The following is a 23,217-nucleotide window of genomic DNA, read 5'->3' as shown; positions in this document are numbered from 1 at the left end:
TTCCAGTTCCCTGCACGCAGGCCGTGCGCCGGGAGGGGCCGGGGCGGCAGCGGTCCATGCCAGTGCACACTAACGCGTGTTAGCTTGATGGTTCTCGAGTGTAACAGCTCACATTCGTGGGGCATCAGGGCCCGGCGGCGGTGGGCCACTCGCTACCATGTGGCTATCGACCTCCAGGGAGAACTCACGAGCATGCACCGGCACCGCACCCCCGCACGGCGGGCCACGAGCGCCGACGTGGCACGGCTGGCCGGGGTCTCCCGCACCACCGTGAGCTTCGTGCTCAATGACACCCCCTCGCAGTCCATCTCCGCGGGCACCCGACGCCGCGTGCTCGACGCCGCCCGGGAGCTCTCCTACGCGCCCTCGGCGGAGGCGCGGGCGCTCGGCCGGGGCCGCTCCACCTCCGTGCTGCTATACCTCCCGCCGGCGGGGTCCCTCACCGAGGACATCGGGGTGATCGTGGAGCGGCTCTCGGTGCTGTTCTCCGAGGTGGGGCTGTCCATGGTGATCCATGCGTGGACCCGCCGCCCCGCCGCCCAGGTCTGGTCCTCCGTGACGCCGGCCGCCGTGCTCGCGTGGGACCTCGCGGAGGACGACGCCGAGCGCATGCGTCGAAGTGGCGTGCGCGGCGTCGTCTCCTGGACCGGTTCGGACGACATGGGGCGGTGGATCACGGGTCTCCGTGAGCGGGACATCGCCAGGGTGCAGGTGCAGCGGCTCGTGGCCGCGGGCCATACGCACCTGGGCTATGCGATCACGGGCGGGGAGCACATGCACGGCGTCTCCCAGTGGCGCTTCGAGGTGCTGCAGCGCGAGTGCGCGGCCCGTGGCCTGCCTCGCCCGAGTGCTCTTCCCCTTCCTGCGGATCCCCGCGGGGCGGCCGATGTGCTGCTGCAGTGGCGCGAACGGCACCCGGGGGCGTCCGGGGTGTGCGCCCACGACACCACCGCCGCGCTCGCCGTGCTCTGCGGGATGCGGCGACTCGGCTGGAAAGCGCCCGCGGACCTCGCGATCGTGGGGGTCAACGACTCCCCGGCGGCGGCGCTGGCCGACCCTCCGCTGACCATGGTGGCGCTGGACCCGGAGGTCACGGCCCGGCACATCGTGGCCGTGATCAACGCCCTGGTGCGGGACGAGCCCGCACCCTCGCCCCCGGACACGGCGGGGGCCTTCACGGTGGACCGCGAATCCGTCTGAGCGGGCACGGATGATACGGCGGACTCCGCACGCACGGTTCACGGCCCGGTGAACGCGAGGGAGCACAGGCACCTCGGATCCGGGGCCAAAGGCAGAACCGTCAGCCCCCGGCGCAGCACGAGGCACGCTTCCGGACCGTCAGGTGACTGCGTTCCGGACGGGGGCCGGGCCGGCGGTGGGCCGGATGGTGCCGTTCCGGTGCCGGCAGGTGGCACGTCCGGGGGAGCGTCGTGTGGCGAGTCGGACGGTGCCGCCCGCGGAGCGGCGTCGTCCCGCAGCACGTGGGACAGCAGGCGACCCGCGATCTCCCCGGTGGCCACAGTGCGCGTCAACACGGCCACCGTCCCGTCCTGACGCGGAAGCAGAGGCTCGCCGGGCGTCGGTGGGGACCCACGGAATGCGCGTCGCGCTTCACGGACCGCACTCGCCACACAGGCCCGGCACGGGCGATGCGCCCAGTCGGTGAGGGGCCAGACCACCACGGACCCGCCGTCGCGGACCACGCTCAGGGTGGGAAGCGCCGGGTCCAGGTCCGGGGAGGGAGCCGTGGCGAGGTCCGCCACGAGATCACCGGGCACGGACCACGTGTGGAGCACCACGGCGGTGGGCACCGCCGCCGACGGGAAGAGCTCGGGTGCGCTGAGCGGGGCGCAGCGCGGGGATCTGCGCCGCAGCAGGGTCCTCAGCACCAGTTCACGTGGCTGGCCCTGGAACTCCGCGGGGTACGGGCCGTGGCGGACGTCCGCGGTCCCGACGGGTGCAGGATCCCGGACGTTGAGCAGGCAGACCCCGGCCTCCGCGAGCGCGAGGCACACGGCGGCGGTGAGGGGGTCGAGCCCGAGCGCGAGAACGCGCAGCTCGTCGAACGCCGGGGGAGCGCAGGGTTCCTCGGGGGCAGTTGGGCAACGGTGGGTCATGGCACCAGGGTTGCCGAAGCGGGGCGCTCCCGCGGCCGGCGCGGGGCAATCCACAGGACGGGTGCCGCGGGCACCGTGCTCCCCTTCTGCGTCCCGGTTCGTGCCCCGCCCGGGCGGGGTGGTGAACTGGGGGCATGCCCCCACCACGAGCCAGAATCGTCGAACCACCGGAGGAGATGCCGGAGATCGTCGTCAAGCGCAGTGCCCGCCGCACCAAGACCGTCAACGCCCACTTCAGCGGGGACGCCGTGGTGCTCTCGGTGCCACAACGGGCCACCCGTGCCCAGATCGCGCATTGGAGTGCAACTCTCGTTCCCAGGGTCGTGGCCAAGCGGCGCGCGGCCGAGGCGGCCTCGCGCACGCGGCACTCCGACACGGCGCTGGAGGAGATGGCGCAGCGGCTGTCCCGGACCTACCTGGAGGGTCGTGCCCGGCCCACGAGCATCACGTGGTCCGCCCGCCAGCACACACGGTGGGGCTCGGCGACCCCCGCCACGGGTGCCATTCGGATCTCACGGCGACTCGCGGACGCGCCCGAGTGGGTTCTGGAGACCGTGGTGCTGCACGAGCTCGTGCACCTGCTGGAGGCTCACCACAACGAGCGGTTCTGGGAGATGGCACGGCGCCACCCCAGGGCGCACGACGCCGGCCAGTTCCTGGACGGCGCCGCGTGGGCGGAGCGGAACCCCGCGCAGGTCACGGGCCGGGAGTGAGCCACCCGAGGGGCCAGCCCGGCGAGCCGGGTCGGCGAGGGGCCGGTACGAGGTCCGCACGAGTCTCGGTGCGAGTGGCCCCGGGCCGTTCGCACGGGCCCGGCCGCGAACCCTGAAGTCCGTACGACGGGCCTACTACACGGAGGCCCAGCCGCCCACGATCAGTCCTCGTCCCGCGTGGTGTCGGGATCGTCCTGGTCGTCGTCGCCGGCAGTGCCCGTGCTCTCACCCGGCTCGCGTCCAGGCGACGTCTCCCCGGACGCACCCTGCTTCGCGTCCGCGGAGGCCTGGCCGGTGGAACTCGCGCCCCCCGGGGCCTGCCGACCGTCCTCGTACCCACCGGCCAGCAGCTTCTCCAGGGCGGCGTCCATCTCCTCGTCGCTGGCCGTGAGCAGCCCGCGGCGCTCCTCGAAGCCCTGGGGATCGTCGAGGTCCTCATTGGTGGGCAGCAACTCGGGGGACTCCCAGAGGCTGTCGCGCTCGGTGATCCCGCGCTGTTCCTCCACGTAGCCCCAGAAGGTCGCTGCCTCACGCAATCGGCGGGGGCGCAGTTCGAGACCCACGAGGGAACCGAAAGTGCGCTCGGCGGGCCCGCCCTCGGCGCGGCGGCGGGCCATCATCTCGGTGAGGGCGGCGGCGGAGGGGATGTTGGAGGTGGAGGCCACGGTGACGCGGTTGACCCAGCCCTCCACGAGCGCGAGGACCGTCTCGAGCTTGGCGAGCGTGGTCTCCTGGCGCGGGGTCATCTCGGGGCTGAACACGCCGGAGGCCAGCGCGTCCTGGATGCCCGAGGGGTCGGAGGGGTCGAGTTCCTGGGCGATGGACTCGATCCGGTCCATGTCGATGTGGATCTCGGACGCGAACGCCGTGATCAGGTCCAGCACGTACTGCCGCAACCACGGCACACCGTGGAACAAACGCGTGTGGGCGGCCTCGCGGATGGCCAGGTACAGCATCACGTCCGAGGCCGGCAGGTCCAGCCCCTCGCTGAACTCGGCCACGTTGGACGGCACGAGCGCGCAGCGGTCCTTGGCCAGAGGGATGCCCACGTCCGTGGAGGACAGCACCTCGCACGAGAGCGCACCCACGGCCTGTCCCAGCTGCATCCCGAACATCATGGAGCCCGCGCCGGAGAGCATCCCGGACAGATCCGCCCCGCCCATGGCCTGGGAGAGCTCGGGGGGCAACTGCTGGGTCAGGGCGTCGGACATGGCCTTGGACACGGAGGTGGCCACCGGGGTGGTCATCTCCTTCCAGGTCTCCCACGTGGCCTCGATCCACTCGGCGCGCGCCCACGCGGACGGCAGCACGGGGGCTTCGCCGAACGCGGTGTTGTCCGTGAGCCACAGGTCCGCGAGCTTCATGGCGTCGTTCACGGCGCCCTTCTGCTTCGCCGAGACGGACGCGTCGCCCTTCTGCGCGGCCACCTGACGGGCGTGCTGGTTGGCGAGCTCCCAGTTGATGGGCTCCCCCGAGGAGGTCGAACTCATCATGGACTGGATCTGCTGGAACATCATGGACATGGCCTGCGGGTCCATGGGCATACCGGCCGGCATGTCACCGGGCTTCATGTTCCCGGAGCCCAGCAGACGCTCGAACATCTCCTGGAACGGGTCCTTAGGGTTCTCGCCGTTCTCGTCGTACGGAGGGTTCGAAGGCATGGGACCGCCAATCGTCGTGGAGGATCTAGGACTGCTCAAACCCTAGCCGTCCGCCCCGGGCCCGAACCACCGCGTGCGCCCCCAGTTCGCTGATGGCTCAGGTACCCTCCGGGCGCCCGTTCACCGGGAGCGGGCGACGCCGCCGTCCCGGGCCGTGCGGCGTCGTCGAACCTTCCACGAGGGCGTGCGACGTACGCCCCCGACGGTGTGCGCGGGACCTTCCCAGGGTGGGCCGAGTACGCTGGGACGGTCCCGGAGGCCATGGAGAGGAAGCGACGTGACGGGTGAGCAGAAGGGGGCGCGGCGCGGATTCCTCCGCCGCCGGTCGTTGCCGTCGGTCGCGCTCGCGGGGACCACGGTGCTGCTGCTCGCGGGCGTGGTGCTGCCCGCGCCGTACGTCGTGGAATCCGCCGGACCCACGTTCAACACCGTGGGCAGCCACGACGACAAGCAGCTCGTCAAGATCACGGGTGCCCCGACCTACCCGAGCGACGGCCGATTGGACCTGACCACCGTGTACGTCACGGGCGGACCCTCCGGGCGGCTCAACTCCATCAACGCGCTGCTGGGCTGGCTGGACCCCTCCGATGCCGTGATCCCGGAGGACACCCTCTACCCGCCGGACACCACGGGCCAGCAGTTGGACGAGTCCAACGCCGCGGCCATGGTCACCTCCCAGGAGGACTCCGTGGCGGCCGCGCTGAACCACCTGGGCAAGCCGTTCACCACCACGCTGACCGTGCACGCCGTGATCCCCGGTGGCGCCGCGGACGGCGCCCTGCGGGCCGGGGACCGGATTCTCTCCGTGAACGGGACACAGGCCACCTCCCTCGAGCGGTTGCGCGAGCAGCTCGACGCCGCGGGGGAGCGGGGAGCGGACGTCGTCGTGCGCCGGGACGGCCGGACGGTCACCGAACACGTCAAGCTGACCCGGGACGAGGACTCGCAGCGGTGGCAGCTCGGCGTGTACCTCGTACCGATATACGAGTTCCCCGTGGACGTGGATTTCCAATTGGACCAGGTGGGTGGACCCAGCGCCGGGATGATGTTCGCGCTGGGGATCATCGAGGAACTGACCCCCGGATCCATGGCGGGCGACGAACACATCGCGGGTACCGGAACGATCTCGGCGGACGGCAAGGTCGGTCCCATCGGCGGGATCCGACAGAAATTGCAGGGCGCAGCGGAGTCCGGTGCCACGTACTTCCTGGCCCCATCGGACAACTGCGGTGAGGTGGCCGGGCACGTGCCGGACGGTCTCACGGTGATCGAGGTGAAGACACTGGGAGATGCCGTGGAAGGGGTCGAGAAAGCGGCATCGGGATCGGCCGCGGAGCTGCCGTCCTGCGGTACCCGGTGACACCCCGGGGCGGTGAAATTGCATGCCGCGACGGGGGCCAGCACAATAGGGTGGACACTGATCATTGACAGATCATCATCCGCGCCCAGGGAATTCAGAGGTATTCAGTGACCGCCGGATCCACATCCCCACGTCCACCCAGCGGGTCCGCAGCGGGCCGCAAGAAACACGGGGCCCTGTTGCCCACGGTGATCGCGGTGGTGGTCCTCATCGCCCTGTTCGTGGGGTTCACCCAGGTCTACACGAACATCCTCTGGTTCGAGGAGCTCGGCTACCTGCGGGTGTTCGTCACCCGTAACCTCGCGATGATCGGTCTGTTCATCATCTCCGCCGTGATCGTGGCCACGCTCATGTTCCTGAGCCTGTGGCTCGCGTACCGCAACCGCCCCCGGGACACCGGCCAGGTCAGCGACAACATGCAGAAGTACCAGCAGGCGCTGGACCCCGTGCGCAAGATCGTCATGGTGGCCGTGCCGGTGATCTTCGGTCTGTTCGCCGCTTCCACGATCGCGTCCCAGTGGCAGACCGTGCTGCTGTTCTTCAACCAGGAACCGTTCGGGCAGACCGACCCCCAGTTCGACCTGGACCTGGGCTTCTACGTGTTCACCCTCCCGTTCCTGCGGCTGCTGATCGGCTTCCTGGTCACCGCCCTGCTGCTCGCCGGTGTGGCCGGGCTGCTCATGCACTACGTCTACGGCGGCATCCGAATCCACGAACGAGGGATCGCCACGACCCGTTCCTCGCGCGTGCACCTGGGCTCCATCGTGGCCGCGTTCCTCGCGCTGCAGGCCGTGAACTTCTGGCTGGACCGCTACGCGACCCTGACCTCCAACTCGGGCAAGTGGACCGGTGCGCTGTACACCGACGTCAACGCCGTGATCCCCACCAAGGGCATCCTGGCTATCGCCGCGGTCCTGGTGGCCATCCTGTTCGTGGTGGCCGGGTTCATCGGCCGTTGGAAGCTGCCCCTGATCGGCGCCGCGATGCTCGTGGTCGTGGCCGTGGTGGCCGGCGGGCTCTACCCGTGGGCCATCCAGCGCTTCCAGGTGACCCCCACTGAGCAGGCGCTCGAGAACGAGTACATCCAGCGCAACATCACCATGACCCGGCAGGCCTACGGTCTGGACAACACCGAGGTCACCCCGTACGACGCCACGACCCAGACCGAACAGGGTGCGCTGCGTCAAGACACCGAGACCACCTCCAACATCCGTCTGCTGGACCCCAACGTGGTCTCCTCCGCGTTCGCCCAGTTGCAGCAGTTCCGGCCGTACTACCAGTTCTCGGACATGCTCAACGTGGACCGCTACACGATCGACGGCCAGACCCAGGACACGGTCATCGCGACCCGTGAACTGAACCCGGACCAGATCCAGGGCTGGTACAACCAGTCGGTGGTCTACACCCACGGCTACGGCGTGGTGGCCGCGTACGGCTCCCGCGTGCAGTCGGACGGCAAGCCCCAGTTCATGCAGGCCGGCATCCCGTCCCGCGGTGAGATCTCCAACGACTACGAGCCGCGGATCTACTTCGGGGAGAACTCGCCCGAGTACTCGATCGTGGGTGGCTCCCCGGAGGACCCGCCGCTCGAGCTGGACCGCCCCCAGACCAACGACGGGGACGCCCAGGACGCCAAGACCACGTTCGCCGGCAACGGCGGCCCCAATGTGGGCAACTGGTTCAACAAGCTGTCCTACTCCATCAAGTTCCAGTCCACGGACATGCTGCTCTCGGATGCGGTGCGCCCGGAGTCCCAGATCCTCTACGACCGCAACCCGCGTGAGCGCGTGGAGAAGGTGGCCCCCTACCTCACGGTGGACGGCAACCCGTACCCCGCGATCGTGGATAACAAGGTCGTGTGGATCGTGGACGCCTACACCACGGCGGCGTCCTACCCGTACTCCACGCCGTCCGTGCTCCAGGACGCCACCCAGGACACCCAGACCGCGCAGGGCACCGCCGCGGCGTTGCCGCCCGAGCGCGTGAACTACATCCGTAACTCGGTCAAGGCCACGGTCAACGCCTACGACGGTTCCGTGGACCTCTACGCGTGGGACGATCAGGACCCCGTCCTGAAGTCGTGGCAGAAGGTCTTCCCGAACACGCTCAAGCCGTACTCGGAGATGTCCGCGGACCTCATGGCCCACGTGCGCTACCCCGAGGACATGTTCAAGGTCCAGCGTGAGCTGCTCAACCGCTACCACGTCACGGACGCGAACAGCTTCTACGCTAGCGACGACGTGTGGTCCGTCCCCAACGACCCCACCCAGCAGAACCGGGACGTCCCGCAGCCGCCGTACTACCTCTCCATGCGCATGCCGGGTGAGGACAAGGCGAACTTCTCCCTCACCTCGTCCTTCATCCCGCAGCAGAACGAGTCCGGCAACACCCGTAACGTGATGTACGGATACCTCTCCGCCAACGCGGACGCCGGAACGGGTGAGGACGGCGTCAAGAGCGAGGACTACGGCAAGCTGAGGCTGCTCGAACTGCCGCGCTCCTCGGTGGTGCCCGGTCCGGGCCAGGCGCAGAACCTGTTCAACTCGGACACGGATGTGTCCCAGGAGCTGAACCTGCTGCGTCAGGGTGCGTCCGAGGTCATCAACGGCAACCTGCTGACACTGCCCGCGGGCGGGGGCATGCTCTACGTCCAGCCCGTGTACGTGCAGTCCTCCGGCGATGCCGCCTACCCCACCCTGCGCCGCGTCCTCGTGGGCTTCGGTGAGAAGGTCGGATTCGCCCCCACGCTCGACGGCGCTCTGGATGAGGTTTTCAGCGGTAACTCCGGTGCCACCACGGACACCGGGGCCGGCGTGAACGACCAGGCCGCGGAGGCCGCCCAGGGCGGCGACGGGCGCACCGGCGCGGTGGACGACGGCGCGTCGGCCAGCCCCTCGCCACAGCCCTCCGGGACCCCGTCGCCGCGCTCCACGTCCCTGCAGCAGGCTCTGGACAACGCCAACCAGGCCATGCAGGAAGCGGATCGGGCACGCCGGGACGGTGACTGGACGCAGTACGGCGAGGCCCAGGACCGGCTGAAGCAGGCCATCGACGAGGCCATGCGTCAGGACGGTGCCACCCCGTAATCCAGGGGAGACGCCCGAAGGGCGGTGATCGGGTTCTCCTGGTCACCGCCCTTCGCCATCACCGTCCCCCTTGTCGCCGCCCCTGTCCTCACTGCCCCTCGCCATCGGGGCGCTGTCCCGTGCGGATCCGCGCCGGGGGACACCCGATTTGCACGATCCGTTCACCCTCCGTATAGTTGAGGATGTCGCCGCGGGGTGGAGCAGTTCGGTAGCTCGCTGGGCTCATAACCCAGAGGTCGCAAGTTCAAATCTTGCCCCCGCAACCACGAAGAAGCCCGGTTTCCCAGGAAACCGGGCTTCTGGCATGTCCGGACACATGTCCGGGGCTACGTCGCGACAAGCAGTGGAGCAAACGCAGCAGGCGATGCCGCGTTTGCTCCACGTCAGCTCACGCCGGGGGTGTCTGCTCAGCCGCGGGATGAGGCCCTGAATGCTGCGGCCACCTCACCGGACGGGTCGGCCGTGACTCAGACTTCCTCGGAGGACACAATCTTCTCGCCGTCCGTGGTGGCGTTGCCGGCCTTGAGTGCCGCGAGCCGCGCCTCGATCTCGGTTTGCTGACCCATGTCCTCGAGCGCCTCGAACTGGCGGTCCAGGGAGGAATCGGCGAGCTCCTGCTGGCCGGCCACGCGAGCCTCCTCGCGGCGGATCTTGTCCTCGAACCGGGAGACCTCGCTCGTGGGGTCCATGACGTCGAACGCCTTGAGAGAGTCCTGCACCTGGGCCTGGGCCTGGACGGTCTTCTGGCGAGCGGCCAGCTCGTCACGCTTGGCGGAGAGCTCCTGGAGCTTGCCACGCATGGTGTTGAGCCCGTCCTTGAGCTTCTCCACGACCTCGGTCTGGGACGCGATCTGGGGTTCGACCCCGCGGGCCTCGCTCTCGGACTGGATCTGACGTTGCAGCGCGACCTTGGCGAGGTTGTCGAACTTCTGGGCCTCGCTCTCCTTGCCGGACGAACGGAACTCCTCCGCCTTGTTGGACGCGGCCAGTGCCTTGTTACCCCACTGGGCGGCCTCCTGGACGTCCTCGGCGTGGTCCTTCTCGAGCAAGCGGAGGTTACCGATGGTCTGGGCCACGGCGGACTCCGCCTCGCGGATGTTCTCGGTGTAGTCGCGGACCATCTGGTCCAGTATCTTCTGGGGGTCCTCCGCGGAATCGATCATCGCGTTGATGTTCGCCTTGGCCAGCTGAGCGATCCGCCCGAAAATGGACTGTTTGGACATGGTGTTCTCCTCTTCTCGTATCTCGGACAAAACTGAAATCTGTCACGGGGCGGCGGGTGCGTCGCTCACCCGGAGGGGGTCAGAAGTTCCCGCCCACACCGCCGTCGAAGCCGCCGAAGCCGCCGCCGAAGTCGCCGCCCCCGCCGCCGAAACCGCCGCCGAAGTCACCGCCTCCGCCGCCGTAGTGGCCCCCGCCGATGCCGCCGTTGAGGATCCCGCCCAGCAGGATCCCGCCGAGCATGGCACCACCGAGGCCGTTGCTGCGCCGGCCGTAACCCATGCCGCCGTAGCCCATGGGGGAGTTGTAGAACTCGTCCACGTCCGTCTGTGCGGAGCGCTGTGCGGAGTCCGCGAGGCGGATGGATTGGTTGGCCTCGTTGAGTGCCCGCTCGGGATCAGAGTTCTGCAGTTGCTGCGCGATCTCCAGGTGGCGTTCGGCCTCCGCGAGTTCCGTGCGCGCGCGGGCGCCCACACCGCCGCGGCGCGCCCACACGTAGTCGGACGCGGTGGTCAGGCTCGCCTGCGCGCTCACGAGCGCGTGGGACAGGGTCTCGCGCGCGGAGCGGGCGCGGTCGTTCGCGCTACGGACGTCGTCCAGGCCCTTGTCGAGCTCGGCCTTGGCCTGCGCGAGCCGGCGGGCGGAGCCCATGGGGTCGTAGCGCCCGGAACGCATGTTCTGGGTCACGGTCTGCAGCACGGAGCGCACCCCGGCGGCGGCACCCGCGAGCTCGGGACGGGAGCCCTGCTGGACCAGTCCCTCGGCCTCGGCGACGTCCCGTTGGGCGATGCTCACGGCGTCCTTGAGGGACTCCTCGGCCTTGGCCAGTTCCCGGCGGGCGTTCTCCACCGAGGTGATCAGACCCTCGGCCTGGCCCTGCGCCTCCTCCGCGGCTCGGATGTTGAGCACGGCCTGGGAAACCTGTCCCGCGTCCAGGTGCTGTTGGGCCTGGGCGATCGCGGATTCGGCGAACTCGAGGCGTTCGCGTGCCTGCTCGCCGTTGTCCCGCACGGGGGCCAGAGCGGCATCGTCGTACGTTGCGTGCAGCGAGACGAGCAAGGACTCGGCGTCCTGCAGGCGCGGCTGGACACCGGCCACGGCATGGCGCACGTCCTCGAGCGCCTCGGGGGCGCGGGTCTCGAGTTGACGCAACTGCGAGAAGTTCTGTTCCTGTTCCGCAAGGGAGCCGCGCGCCTGGTTGGAGCGCTCGATGATTTCCCCGAGCCACGCGCGCTGGTCCGCCTCGGTGTCCGGGATGTGGTCCTCGAGCTTCTGCTGCAGCTCGAAGGACGCGCGCATATGCTCCTTGGCCCGCGCGAGTGCGTGCTCGAACGGCTGGGTCTGCTCGCGGCCGTACTGCAGCTGCGCGAAGGTGAGTTCCTGCTCGGAGTGCTGGATCGCGTTGTCCGCCTCCACGAGCGCCGAACCCGCGCGCTTGTGCAGCTCGGGCAGGGGCACGAGCGGTCGCTGCGGCGCGCTGCTGCCGTTGTGCGGTTCCGGGGCCTGGGGTGCATCCGCGCGACGACGCCGCCCGCGCATGAGCGACGCGACGCCCACGCCCGCGGCCGCGAGCCCGCCGAGCACCACGACCCCGCCGACCACACCGCCGGCCCCGTTCAGGCTCACCCCGCCGAGTTTCGAGTCGATCCCCTTCACGGCCCCCTGGGCGGCGGCGTCCCAGTTGCCGTTGCGCAGGGCCGGGACGATGTTCTCGTTGTAGATCTCCTGGGTGTCCGAGCGGGACAGGGGACCCGCCGAGTTGGCCACGAACCGCGCCTGGCGGGTCTCGGTGGCCACGGTGAGCACGGCGTCATTGGTCCCGAAACCATTGTTCCGGGCGAAGTCCTGGACCCACTGACCGGGATCGGTGGGGTTCGTGAACCGGTCCACGTACACCACGTAGAGCGTGATGTTGTGTTCGCTGGCGACCCTGTTGATCTCGTCCTGCAACTGCGACGTGTTGCCCAGGACGTTGGCCGAATCCACGATCCGTGTGCCGGGGTCCACCTGCTGAGGGGGCTCGGCCAGGGCGGCGGGCGCCGCGAACAAGCACACTCCCGAGAGTACGGTCGCGGAAACAGCGCGGCGCCAAACGGTGTGTGAATTCATGACCCTCGTTCCAATCGATCTCAGCCCGGCGGACGCCCGCCCGGGGATCGTCCCCGGGACATGATGATCGTCCGAATCACAGACTACGCTGAACGGACAATGCGATCACGAGATCAGCGAGCGTCCCGGAGATCGCCAGACAACGTGCAGGAATCGGCCAGTTCTCACAGCCGCGGCTCAGTACGCCCGGGCATACTGGGCCACCGGAAGCCGCCGGGCGGGTCCCGGTATCCGCATCCAGACACACGATCCCTCGACGTCCTGTCACAGTCCTGAAGGAGAGAACATGGCCGATTCCTATGACCCCCGTGCGGGCGGCGATCCCCAGCGTCCCGTGCCCCGGTACGGCCAGTACGGCTCCGGGACGGAGGGCGCCGGCCAGGGTTCGCCGTGGCACGCGCAGGACACCCAACCCATCCCGCCCGCGGGCGAACACCCCGGCGCCACCGGGGGTTACCAGTACGGCACCTATCCCGGTGGTCAGGACGGCTACACCGCGGCGTCGCAACCGGCCGGTGGTGCTGCGACCGCCACGACGCCCAAGCGCAAGTTCTCTGCGGGTGCCCTGGTCGCCGGGATGGTGCTCGCAGGGCTGATCGGTGCGGGGACCGCAGTGGGGACCGGCGCCCTCGCCGAGAACAACGGCGTGTCCGCGGCGGGCAACAGCTCCCCGGTGATCGTGAACAACACGGAATCGGTCAACCAGATCACGGGGGCCACCCACAAGGCCTCCCCGTCCGTGGTGACCATCTCCGCGTCCGCCGGGGGCCGCGCGGGCACGGGCTCCGGTGTGATCCTGGACGACCAGGGACACATCCTCACCAACACCCACGTGGTCACGCTGGACGGTGCGAGCTCGGACGCCAACCTGGAGGTCCAGACCTCGGACGGGTCCGTGCGCAAGGCCAGCCTCGTGGGCACGGACCCCGAATCGGACCTCGCGGTGATCAAGGTGGACCCGAGCGGTCTCACGCCCGCGGAGTTCGGTGACTCGAGCAAGCTCAACGTGGGGGACACCGCGATCGCGATCGGCTCACCGCTCGGACTGAGCGGGACCGTCACGGACGGCATCGTCTCCACGCTCAACCGCACGATCGCCGTCGCGTCCTCGGCAGCCCCGGAGACCCCGAGCGAATCCAGCCCGAGCCCGCGCGGTCCGCAGGACTTCTTCTTCAACTTCCCCGACAACGGGCAGTCCGGTTCGCGCAACGCGCAGTCCAGCGTGTACCTCAACGTGATCCAGACGGACGCCGCGATCAACCCCGGCAACTCCGGCGGTGCCCTCGTGAACGCGAACGGTCAGGTGATCGGGATCAACGTGGCGATCGCGTCCGCGGCGGGTTCGTCGTCGAACGGTTCGAGCACGGCCGGCAACATCGGCGTGGGGTTCTCGATCCCGTCCAACACCGCCAAGCGGGTCGCGGACGAGATCATCCAGCACGGCAAGGCCACGCACGGGTACCTGGGCGCCTCGGTCTCCGCCTACACCCCGTCGGGCAGCAACACCGAGCAGTTCTCCGCGGGCGCCCTCGTGCGCAGCGTGCAGGACGGCTCCCCGGCCGCGGACGCCGGGTTGCGCGCGAACGACGTGATCACGCAGTTCAACGGCAAGCGCATCACGGACGCGGACGCCCTCACCGCCGGCGTGCGGGAACTCGCGGCCGGGACGGAGGCGGAGGTCACCTACCGGCGCGGCGGGGACGAGCACACGGCCAAGGTCACCGTGGGCAACGCCGCCGAGCAATCGGGCAAGTAGGCGCCCGCGGCTCCGGCCGCACCGATGGAGTTCGCGACGGCGCTCGCAGGGTGTGCATACGCACGGCACCCGGCGAGCGCCGTCGTCGTGGCGGGATCACACGCCGTCGGGGAAGCCCAACTGCCGCCAGGCCTCGTAGAGCGCGATGGACGCGGAGTTGGCGAGGTTGAGTGAGCGGCGCCCGGGCAGCATGGGAATCCGGACGTGCTCGGTGACGTGCTCGTCCTCGAGGACGTCGGCGGGCAGCCCCGTGGACTCGCGACCGAATAGCAGGACGTCCCCGTCCTGGTAGGTCACGTCCGTGTGGCGGGTGCTCGAGTGGGACGTGAACGCGAGGACCCGGGCGTCCCCGAGCGCGTCCCACAGTGCTTCCACGCTGGGGTGCACGTCCATGACCGCGAGATCGTGATAGTCCAACCCCGCCCGGCGCAGGTGGGCGTCTCCGAACGTGAAGCCCAAGGGCTCCACGAGGTGCAGGCGGGCGCCCGTACAGGCCGCGAGGCGGATAGCGTTTCCCGTGTTGCCGGGGATCTCGGGGGTGTGGAAGACGAAATGCAGCATGGCTGCGAGTGTAGGCGCGTCCGCGCGCGGCACGGCACCGGCGGGGCGTGGGGCGTTGCATCGACGCAGCCGGGGGTCTCACCGGCGGTGCACTGGGGGAGGTCGCACCGGAGGTGCGCCGGGGAGGTCGCACCGGAGGTGCGCGGTCGAGGGAGGGCCGCGGTGGGCGCGCCTAGAATTGGACCCATGCCCACACCGCGCGTCTACATGGATCACGCCGCCACGACCGACATGCTGCCCGAGGCCGTCGAGGCCTACGTGGCGCAGGCCCAGCGCGGCGGCAACCCGGCGTCCCTGCACTCTGGAGGCCGCTCCGCGCGGATGGCCCTGGAGACCGGGCGGGACAGCGTGGCTGCCGCGTTGAACGCGGAACCGGTCGAGATCATCCTCACGTCCGGCGGGACGGAAGCGGACAACATGGCCGTGCTCGGGCTGTTCCGGGCGGCCCGGGACGCGGATCCGCGTCGCACCGTGATCGCGCTGTCCACCGTGGAGCACCACGCGGTGTCCGAGGCCGCCGAGTGGCTCGCCACGCACGAGGGCGCCGAGCTCGCGTGGCTCGAGGTCGATGCGGACGGCAGGGTGGACCCCGACGACCTGCGGGAGCTGCTCGAGCGCCGCGGGGACGAGCTGGCCCTGGTGACCGTGATGTGGGCCAACAACGAGGTCGGCACCGTGCAGCCGATCGCCGAGCTCGCGGCCCTGTGCGACCGGGCCGGGGTGTCCTTCCACGTGGACGCCGTCCAGGCGTTCTGCGCGGTGCCCGTGGACGCGCACCTGCCCGGGATCAGCACGCTCGCGGTGTCCGCACACAAGCTCGGCGGCCCCATGGGCGTGGGCGCCCTGTACGCCCCCCGCACGGTGACGTTGGCCGCCACGAGTTTCGGCGGGGGTCAGGAGCGCAGCGTGCGCTCCGGCACGGTCAATGCCGCGGGTGCGGCCGCGTTCGGTGCCGCGGTGGACGCCGCCCGGCGTGATGCGCACGCCGAGTTCGTGCGTCGCACGCAATTGCGCGACACCCTCGTGGCCGGGATCCGCGAACGGGTCCCGCAGGCCGTGCTGCGCGGGCCCGAGCCCGGCGCCCCCGAGGACGAGTGGGCGCACCCCACACGGCTTCCGGGCAACGCCCACTTCACGTTCCCCGGGTGCGAGGGCGATTCGATGCTCTTCCTCTTCGACGCCGCGGGGGTCGCGCTGTCCACGGGATCGGCGTGCAACGCGGGCGTCCCGCGCGCCTCCCACGTGTTGCTGGCCATGGGGGTGCCCGAGGATGCCGCGCGCGGTGCCCAGCGTTTCTCCCTGGGACACTCGAGCACCCCGGACGACGTCGCCGCGGTGCTGGCCGCCGTGGCGGAGGTCTACGAGCGCGCCCACACCGCGGGCTTGTCCGGGCACGTCCCGGGCTTCGCGTCCTGAGCGACGCCGCCCCCGGAACATTGGCGCGGCCGGGAACTGCGGCGTCGTCGGGAACAGCAGTGCGGCCGGGAACTGCGGCGCCGTCGGGAATAGCCCCGGCGGTGCGCTGGTTGTTAAACCGGTTCGACCCACAATTTTCGACCCTCGACGGACCTGGAGGAATTGACGTGCGTGTTCTGGCAGCGATGAGCGGCGGTGTGGACTCGGCGGTGGCCGCGGCGCGCGCCGTGGACGCGGGTCACGACGTCACGGGGGTGCACCTGGCATTGTCCCGCACTCCGGGGACGCTGCGCACGGGTGCCCGTGGTTGCTGCACGATCGAGGACTCCCGCGACGCGTGGCGCGCGGCCGAGAAGCTGGGCATCCCGTACTACGTGTGGGACTTCTCCGAACGGTTCCAGGCGGACGTCGTGGACGACTTCGTGGCCGAGTACGCCGCGGGGCGTACCCCCAACCCGTGTATGCGCTGCAACGAGAAGATCAAGTTCGCGGCCCTGCTCGAGAAGGCGCTCGCCCTGGGCTTCGACGCCGTGTGCACGGGTCACTACGCCAAGGTCGTGGAGGATGCGGACGGGCGCAAGGAACTGCACCGCGCGGCCGACTGGGCCAAGGACCAGTCCTACGTGCTGGGTGTGCTCACCGCCGAGCAGCTCGAGCACGCGATCTTCCCCCTGGCCGAGACCCCGTCCAAGGCGCAGGTGCGCGCCGAGGCCGAGGAGCGCGGGCTGTCCGTGGCCAAGAAGCCCGATTCGCACGACATCTGCTTCATCCCGGACGGGGACACCCGCGGGTGGCTCGAGGACCACATGGAGCTCGCCCCCGGGAGGATCGTGGACTCCCAGGGCACCGAACTCGGTGAGCACCGCGGCGCGCACGCCTACACGGTGGGTCAGCGCCGGGGTCTGCACATCGGCCGGCCCGCCCCGGACGGCAAGCCCCGGTTCGTCCTGGAGATCCGGCCCAAGACCAACGAGGTGGTCGTGGGGCCTGAGGCCCTGCTGTCGATCGACGTCATGGAGGGGATCCGCCCGTCGTGGGCCGGGCTCCCGCCCCGCGAGGTCGCGGTAATGCCCGAGGACGTGGACGGGCGCTCCGACGAGTTCCCCGTGACGGTCCAGGTGCGCGCCCACGGCGATCCCGCGCCGGCGCGCGCGTGGCTCACCCGGCAGGACGGGCAGCCGCGGTTGTGCGTGCGCCTCGACGAGCCCCAGCGCGGTGTGGCCCCCGGGCAGACCATGGTGCTCTACCAGGGCACCCGTGTGCTGGGCCAGGCCACCATCGACGCGGCCTTCGCCGACCGCGCGGCCGCGGCGGCGTCCTGAGCCCCACGTGGGGCGGCATGACCGCCACACGACCGGGTGCCGGGCGCGCCACTATTACAGTGGATGCATGAGTGCAGTCACCGACCCCGCCGACCACGCGCCCGTCGACTCATCGGGCACCGACTCACCGGGCACCGACCGCCCCGCGGACAGCGCGTTGACGCGCCTGGAGGCCATTCGCGGCACGATCGACAACATCGACGCCGCACTCGTGCACCTGCTCGCCGAACGCTTCAAGGCGACCCAGCAGGTGGGCAAGCTCAAGGCGGAGAACGACCTCCCGCCCTCGGACCCCGAGCGCGAGAAGACCCAGATCCACCGGTTGCGCCGACTCGCGGAGGCCGCACACCTGGATCCCGAGTTCGCGGAGAAGTTCCTGAACTTCATCATCAGCGAGGTCATCCGCCACCACGAGGCCATTTCCGAGGACCACCAGCGCAGCACCGACGCATGAGCGAGGCAGTCACCGCGACCCTCACCCGTTCCCTGCGGGGCACGGACCTCCTCGAGACGTTCACCGTGCTGCGCGGCGAGCTGGGCGCACCGCACCTGTCCACCGTGCCGCTGCTGCCGGAACGGGGTCCACACGCCGAACTCGCGGCCCGCACGTGCGCCGTGCTCGATTCCCTCTACGCGGACCGGCAGCCCCACGGCTGGCGGATCAGCGGTGTCCCCGGCGACGACTCCCGCCGTGCACGCCGGCAACTGGAGAGCGACCTCAACATGGTCGCGGACGTGCTGGGTGCCGAATCCGGCGCGGACACCGGACCCATCGCCTTCTCGCTGCTCGGCCCGGTCTCCCTCGCGGCGACCGTCCACGTGCACAACGGGGAGAAGCTGCAGTCGGATCCCGGCGCTCGCCGTGATCTCGCGCAGTCGTGGTGCTCGGGTGTTGCGGACCTCGTGGCCGTGCTGCGGCGCAACACGGACGGGCGCGGCGTCGTGCTGGTGCTCGAGGAACCCGAGCTGGAACGCGTGGTGACCGGGCGCATCCCGACCGCGAGCGGCTACCGCACCCTGCGTGCGCTGCCGCGCCATGAACTGCGGGTCACGCTCTCGGACGCCGTGGCCGCGTGCCGTGCGGCGGGCGCGGAGACCGTGGTCCTGGACGCGGGCGCCGCCGGGATCGACTGGACCCCACGGGTCGGCGCCGACGTCGCCGTGCTGGATCTGCCGGACGGACCCACCGAGCAGTGGGAGCCCCTCGCGGCCCTGCACGAAGCGGGGGTGCGGTTGTGCTTCGATACCGTCCCCGTGACCGGACGCACGCCCGTGTCCGAGCTCGTGCGGCGCGTGCTGGGCCCGTGGCGTGAGCTGGGCATGGACCCGGCGGCTCTGCTGGGAACCGTGCTGGCGCCGTCGGCGCAGATCAGCGAGCTCACCCCGCCGCACCTGCCGGACGCCCTGCAGCGGGTGACGCACCTGGGCGGCGCGCTCACCGAGGCGTGCAACGAGGGTTGAGCCCGGCCAGGCCGTAGAATCGAGGGCGTACACGGACGCCGATCCCGGCCGCTCCGGGTGTCAGGGACGAGCGCGAAAGCGGGCCATGAAAGCAAGAATCCTGGTGGTGGACGACGACGCCGCGTTGTCCGAAATGATCGGCATCATCCTCGCGTCCGAGGACTTCGAGCCCGTCTACTGCTACGACGGCGCCGGCGCCCGGGACGTGTTCCGCGCCTCCGAACCGGACCTCATCCTCCTGGACCTCATGCTCCCCGGCATGGACGGGATCCAGGTGTGCCAGCAGATCCGCGCCGAGTCGGACATCCCGGTCGTGATGCTCACCGCCAAGTCCGACACCGCGGACGTGGTGCGCGGGCTCGAGGCCGGCGCGGACGACTACGTCCCCAAACCCTTCAAACCCGCCGAGCTCGTGGCCCGCGTCAAGGCGCGCCTGCGCCCCATGGACCGCGGGGCCACCCAGGAGATCACGCTCGGGGACATCGTGATCGACGTGACCGGGCACAGCGTGACCCGGGCCGGGCAGGAAATCTCCCTGACCCCGCTGGAGTTCGACCTGCTCGCGACCCTGGCGCGCTCGCCGCACCAGGTGTTCAGCCGGGACGAGCTGCTGCGTGACGTGTGGGGCTACCCCCACGCCGCGGACAACCGCCTGGTCAACGTGCACGTGCAGCGGTTGCGCTCCAAGGTGGAACGCGACCCCGAGAACCCCGAGGTGGTCCTCACGGTGCGCGGGATCGGCTACAAAGCCGGGGGACACGCGCATAAATGACGTCCGCCCCGGCGCGACCCGTGGCGCACAGCCCCGCCGAGCGGCGTCGACCCAAACGCTTCCGCAGGATCCGGCTGGGTCGGCGCATGCTCTTCCGCCGTTGGCGGCAGTCACTACAGTTTCGCGCGATCGCCGTGGCGCTCACGCTCACGTCCGTGGCGTTCCTCGCCACGGGTAGCTTCCTGTCCCACCAGATCGCGGACCGGTTGTTCACCGACCGCCTGGACCAGGTGCTCGAGGAGGCCCGCAGTGACATCCGCACCGCCCAGGCGAGCTTCGACGCCTCGGACGCCTCCGACCGCACCGAGGTCCAGGCACTGATCAACTCCACGCTGGGCGGGCTGAGCCAGGACACGAGCACGACCGACCACCGCTGGATCCTGATCCCCCTGGACCAGGGGGCGGGGCAGTCGTTCGTGGGCGTGCAGACGGAGAGCGCGTGGATGACGTCCGCCACCGTGCCCCAACAACTGCAACAGCGCGTGGCCAACGGGGACGGCACGTACTGGCAACCGGCCTCGGCCCGCATGGCGGAGAACGCGCCGGAGAAACCGGTCATCGTGATCGGGGACGTGGTCCAGCTCAACCAGAACTCCCGCTACGGGCTGTACTTCGTCTACGACTTCTCGGACCCCCAGGCCACCCTGGACTCGATCCACGCGGTGCTGCTGCTGTCCATGGTCGCGCTGTTGCTGCTCGTGGGAACCATCGTGTGGTACGTGACCCGGGAAGTGGTGCGCCCGGTCTCGAGCACGGCGCGCGTGTCCCAGCGGTTGTCCGAGGGCGACCTGGACGTGCGCATGGAGGTCCACGGCAGCAACGAGGCCGCGCGGTTGAGCCGTTCCTTCAACCGGATGGCGGATTCCATCCAGGGCCAGATCACCCAGCTCGAACAGCTCTCGTCCATGCAGCAGACCTTCGTCTCGGACGTCTCCCACGAGCTGCGCACCCCTCTGACCACCGTGAAGATGGCCGCGGAGGTGCTCTACAACGCGCGCGAGGACTTCGATCCCGTCAACCGGCGCTCCGCCGAGCTGCTGCACAACCAGGTGGACCGGTTCGACTCGCTGCTCTCGGACCTGCTCGAGATCTCCCGGTTCGACGCCGGCGCCGCCCGCCTGGACATGGCGTCCACGGACATCTTCACCGTCATCTACGACGTCGTCGAGGCGTGCGCACCGCTCGTGCTCGAATGCGGTTCGGAGCTCACGGTGCGCTCCACCCTGACCCGCTGCGTGGTGCAGATGGACCAGCGGCGGATCGACCGGATCCTGCGCAACCTCGTGACCAACGCGCTCGAGCACGGGGAGAGCAAGCCCGTGGACATCTACGTGGGCGCCAACGAGAACTGCGTGTCCGTGGCGGTGCGCGACCACGGCATCGGGATGACCGAGGAGCAGACGACCAAGGTCTTCAACCGGTTCTGGCGCGGGGATCCCGCGCGCGCTCGCACGGTGGGCGGTACGGGCCTCGGGCTCGCGATCGCCACGGAGGACACGCGGTTGCACGGGGGAGCGCTCACGGTGTGGGCAGAACCCGACAACGGCGCGTGCTTCCGGCTCACCCTCCCCCTGCTGCGGAACCAGGTCCTGGATCCGGAGCAGCCCAATCCGCTGCCCATGCCGCCCGCGGAACAGCACAGCGAATCCACCGCGCGGGTCACCGACACCGGTTCGTTGCAGCTCACCGCCCCGGCCGTCCGCCCGAGCGAGGGCCGGGACACGGGCCAGCTGCTCATCGACTTCCCGGACGCCGGCGCGGCCACCGGGGAGCCCGCCGCGACGACGGATGCGAACGCCTCGGAACAAGAGCGCACGGGCTCGAGCGCCTCGCGACACCGTGATCGGACGGAGGAGTCATGAATCCCGCAGACCACGATCGGACCCGTGATCGGGCGGATGCCACCCGGGCCGTCGGGGACGCGCGCCGGGTGAGCGACGCCGGGTCCGGGCGAACGCGGCGTCGGGCGCGGTACACGGGCCTGGCGTGCGCGATGGTCCTGGGCCTGACCCTGTCCGCGTGCGGGGCCATGCCCCGTTCCGGGCCCGTGCACAAGGTGATCGAGCCCACGGAGCAGACCCAGCAGTCCGCGATGCCCTTCAATCCCCAGGGGCCCCGGGTGGGGGCCACGGCCCAGGAGATCGTGGAGGGGTTCCTGGCCGCCGGGGTGGGCGCGCAGGACGACTACTCCGTGGCCCGCCAGTACCTCACCCCGCAGCTCGCCGCGACCTGGAAGCCGGACACCCGCGTGCTCATCCATTCGGGGGAGCCCACCACGGTGCCGCGGCTCAACGACGGCGAATTCCGCACGAGCATGGAGGTCAGCGGGGAGCTCAGTGCTAACGGCGTGCTCGCCAAGCAGCCCTCGGGCAGCACGCGCGTCCTCGATTTCGTGCTCACCTCGGTGGACGGGCAGTGGCGGATCTCCCGCGCGCCCGACGGCGTGGTGGTCCCGCAAGCGGACTTCGAGAAGATCTTCTCGCCCACCAATCTCTACTTCTACTCCGCGCAGGACAGCAAGTACCTCGTGCCGGATCCGCGGTGGTTCGCGAACCGCTCCACGACGTCCACGGCGGCGGTGCGCGCGCTCATGCGCGGGCCCGCCGCGTACCTGGGCAACGCCGTGACCAGTGCGATCCCGCAGGGTGCCGCGCTGTCCCGCTCGGCCGTGCCGGTGTCCGGGGGGACCGCCGCGGTGGATCTCACGCTCGCGAGCTTCGACCCCGCGGAGGTGAACCAGGCACGCCGCATGGAACAACAGTTGCGGGCCACCCTGCGCACGATCCCGAACGTGGACGACGTCGAGCTGCGGATCAACGACGCCCCGGTGGACACCTCCGGCAGCAGCGACAACGACCCGATCCAGGCCGTGACCGTCCCCAACCGGCAGATCGGGGTCTCCGACAACAAGCTCGCGTTCTACCAGGGTGGCCAGACCGAGCTGATCCCGGACCTCACGCTGCCGGAGGGCGTCACGCTCAGCAAACCGGGGATGGGTGTGGAGGCCGGGGCCTTCGGGTTCGTGGACAGCGCCGGTTCCACCGTCTACACCGTGGCCCCCGGCCAGCAACCCCGGCAGCGGTGGTCCGGGAACAAGCCCACCCGGCCGAGTTTCGACAACCTGGGGTGGGTGTGGGGCGCGGACCGCTCCGGGACCGTCCGGGCCGTGCGGGCGTCGTCGGAGGGGCAGGGTGACACCGTGTCCGCCTCGTGGCTCGACGACCAGCACGTGGCGTCCCTGCGGATCTCCCGCGAGGGCAGCCGGGCACTCGTGGTCACGACCGACGCCGCCGCGACGCGTTCCACCGTGTGGATCGCGGGCGTGGTGCGGGACGCCTCCGGCAAACCCACCGAGCTCGCCAAGGGCAATGCCGTGGCCACGGACGTGGACGTGGACACCGCCCAGTGGATCGGCCCGGACGAGTTCGTGACCAGCGCCCTGGACCAGGACACCAACGCGCAGCCCCGCCGGTACACGATCGCGGGCAAGGTGGACGAGCTGCCCGCCCTGACCGGGGTGACCTCCCTGGCCGGGGGCAACGGGCCCGCCGCGGTGTACGGCGCCTCGGACGGGCGGCTCTACATGCTCACGGGCAGTTCCTGGGCGCTGCAGAGCGAAGAGGTCACGGACACCGCGTTCGCGGGGTGAGCACTCGTTCCTG

At 70.2% G+C, this 23,217-nt stretch carries 17 protein-coding genes and 1 tRNA gene; 13 read left to right on the top strand and 5 right to left on the bottom strand.

What is annotated here, in order from left to right:
* Positions 1–159 precede the first annotated feature (159 nt).
* Positions 160–1,200: a LacI family DNA-binding transcriptional regulator gene (locus AS25_RS11700; RefSeq protein ID WP_253270570.1), complete on the top strand. Its 1,041-nt coding sequence runs from the start codon at positions 160–162 to the stop codon at positions 1,198–1,200.
* Between the two features lie 38 nt (positions 1,201–1,238).
* Here AS25_RS11700 and AS25_RS11695 read toward each other — a convergent pair whose 3' ends face one another.
* Entirely contained in the window at positions 1,239–2,117 is an 879-nt protein-coding gene (locus AS25_RS11695) for a hypothetical protein (RefSeq protein WP_035965306.1), read from the bottom strand.
* 134 nt (positions 2,118–2,251) lie between these two features.
* On the opposite strand from AS25_RS11695, the gene AS25_RS11690 reads away from it, so the two are divergent.
* Positions 2,252–2,830, top strand: a complete 579-nt coding sequence (locus AS25_RS11690) for a M48 metallopeptidase family protein (RefSeq protein WP_253270569.1) — start codon at positions 2,252–2,254, stop codon at positions 2,828–2,830.
* Positions 2,831–2,991: 161 nt separating this feature from the next.
* Here the strand turns inward: AS25_RS11690 and AS25_RS11685 are convergent, their stop codons facing one another.
* Entirely contained in the window at positions 2,992–4,491 is a 1,500-nt protein-coding gene (locus tag AS25_RS11685) for a zinc-dependent metalloprotease (protein ID WP_035965305.1), read from the bottom strand.
* 277 nt (positions 4,492–4,768) lie between these two features.
* Between AS25_RS11685 and AS25_RS11680 the strand changes: the two genes are divergently transcribed.
* The 3 genes from AS25_RS11680 to AS25_RS11670 all read left to right on the top strand — a co-directional run bounded on the left by AS25_RS11680 (position 4,769) and on the right by AS25_RS11670 (position 9,203).
* Positions 4,769–5,851, top strand: a complete 1,083-nt coding sequence (locus tag AS25_RS11680) for a YlbL family protein (RefSeq protein WP_035965304.1) — start codon at positions 4,769–4,771, stop codon at positions 5,849–5,851.
* Between the two features lie 107 nt (positions 5,852–5,958).
* Positions 5,959–8,937 carry a UPF0182 family membrane protein gene (locus AS25_RS11675; RefSeq protein ID WP_035965302.1) on the top strand — a complete coding sequence of 993 codons (2,979 nt, stop codon included), beginning with the start codon at positions 5,959–5,961 and terminating at the stop codon, positions 8,935–8,937.
* 189 nt (positions 8,938–9,126) lie between these two features.
* Positions 9,127–9,203: transfer RNA gene (locus AS25_RS11670), tRNA-Met, on the top strand.
* A gap of 201 nt (positions 9,204–9,404) precedes the next feature.
* Here AS25_RS11670 and AS25_RS11665 read toward each other — a convergent pair.
* Both AS25_RS11665 and AS25_RS11660 read right to left on the bottom strand, forming a co-directional pair.
* Complete coding sequence (locus AS25_RS11665) at positions 9,405–10,160, bottom strand: PspA/IM30 family protein (protein WP_035965300.1); 756 nt, start codon at positions 10,158–10,160, stop codon at positions 9,405–9,407.
* A 79-nt stretch (positions 10,161–10,239) separates the two neighbouring features.
* Entirely contained in the window at positions 10,240–12,267 is a 2,028-nt protein-coding gene (locus AS25_RS11660; protein ID WP_035965298.1) for a TPM domain-containing protein, read from the bottom strand.
* A 286-nt stretch (positions 12,268–12,553) separates the two neighbouring features.
* Here AS25_RS11660 and AS25_RS11655 point away from each other — a divergent pair, with 286 nt between their 5' ends.
* Positions 12,554–14,023 carry a S1C family serine protease gene (locus tag AS25_RS11655; RefSeq protein ID WP_035965297.1) on the top strand — a complete coding sequence of 490 codons (1,470 nt, stop codon included), beginning with the start codon at positions 12,554–12,556 and terminating at the stop codon, positions 14,021–14,023.
* A gap of 96 nt (positions 14,024–14,119) precedes the next feature.
* On the opposite strand, the gene AS25_RS11650 is transcribed toward AS25_RS11655, so the two are convergent.
* Positions 14,120–14,584 carry a tRNA (cytidine(34)-2'-O)-methyltransferase gene (locus AS25_RS11650; RefSeq protein WP_035965296.1) on the bottom strand — a complete coding sequence of 155 codons (465 nt, stop codon included), beginning with the start codon at positions 14,582–14,584 and terminating at the stop codon, positions 14,120–14,122.
* 186 nt (positions 14,585–14,770) lie between these two features.
* On the opposite strand from AS25_RS11650, the gene AS25_RS11645 reads away from it, so the two are divergent.
* From AS25_RS11645 to AS25_RS11615, 7 genes are all read left to right on the top strand, one after another.
* The gene (locus AS25_RS11645; RefSeq protein WP_035965294.1) at positions 14,771–16,000 is read left to right on the top strand and encodes a cysteine desulfurase family protein; all 1,230 of its coding nucleotides are present in this window, start codon (positions 14,771–14,773) and stop codon (positions 15,998–16,000) included.
* 167 nt (positions 16,001–16,167) lie between these two features.
* Positions 16,168–17,322 (top strand): tRNA 2-thiouridine(34) synthase MnmA, encoded by a 1,155-nt coding sequence (gene mnmA, locus AS25_RS11640; protein WP_084118189.1) that lies wholly within the window; start codon positions 16,168–16,170, stop codon positions 17,320–17,322.
* Positions 17,323–17,389: 67 nt separating this feature from the next.
* Positions 17,390–17,776: a chorismate mutase gene (locus AS25_RS11635; RefSeq protein ID WP_035965292.1), complete on the top strand. Its 387-nt coding sequence runs from the start codon at positions 17,390–17,392 to the stop codon at positions 17,774–17,776.
* A complete protein-coding gene (locus tag AS25_RS11630; RefSeq protein WP_035965291.1) occupies positions 17,773–18,783 on the top strand; it encodes a hypothetical protein in 1,011 nt (336 codons plus the stop codon). The genes AS25_RS11635 and AS25_RS11630 overlap by 4 nt, the downstream gene beginning before the upstream one ends.
* 85 nt (positions 18,784–18,868) lie before the next feature.
* A complete protein-coding gene (mtrA, locus tag AS25_RS11625; protein ID WP_035965289.1) occupies positions 18,869–19,555 on the top strand; it encodes an MtrAB system response regulator MtrA in 687 nt (228 codons plus the stop codon).
* Positions 19,552–21,417: an MtrAB system histidine kinase MtrB gene (gene mtrB, locus AS25_RS11620; RefSeq protein WP_035965288.1), complete on the top strand. Its 1,866-nt coding sequence runs from the start codon at positions 19,552–19,554 to the stop codon at positions 21,415–21,417. The genes mtrA and mtrB overlap by 4 nt, the downstream gene beginning before the upstream one ends.
* A complete protein-coding gene (locus AS25_RS11615) occupies positions 21,414–23,204 on the top strand; it encodes an LpqB family beta-propeller domain-containing protein (RefSeq protein WP_253270568.1) in 1,791 nt (596 codons plus the stop codon). Before mtrB ends, AS25_RS11615 begins: the two co-directional genes overlap by 4 nt.
* Positions 23,205–23,217: the final 13 nt, after the last annotated feature.

The sequence above is a fragment of the Kocuria marina genome (genome assembly GCF_000786655.1).
Lineage (GTDB): Bacteria > Actinomycetota > Actinomycetes > Actinomycetales > Micrococcaceae > Kocuria > Kocuria marina_A.
This window is presented reverse-complemented; position numbering and strand designations above follow the sequence as displayed.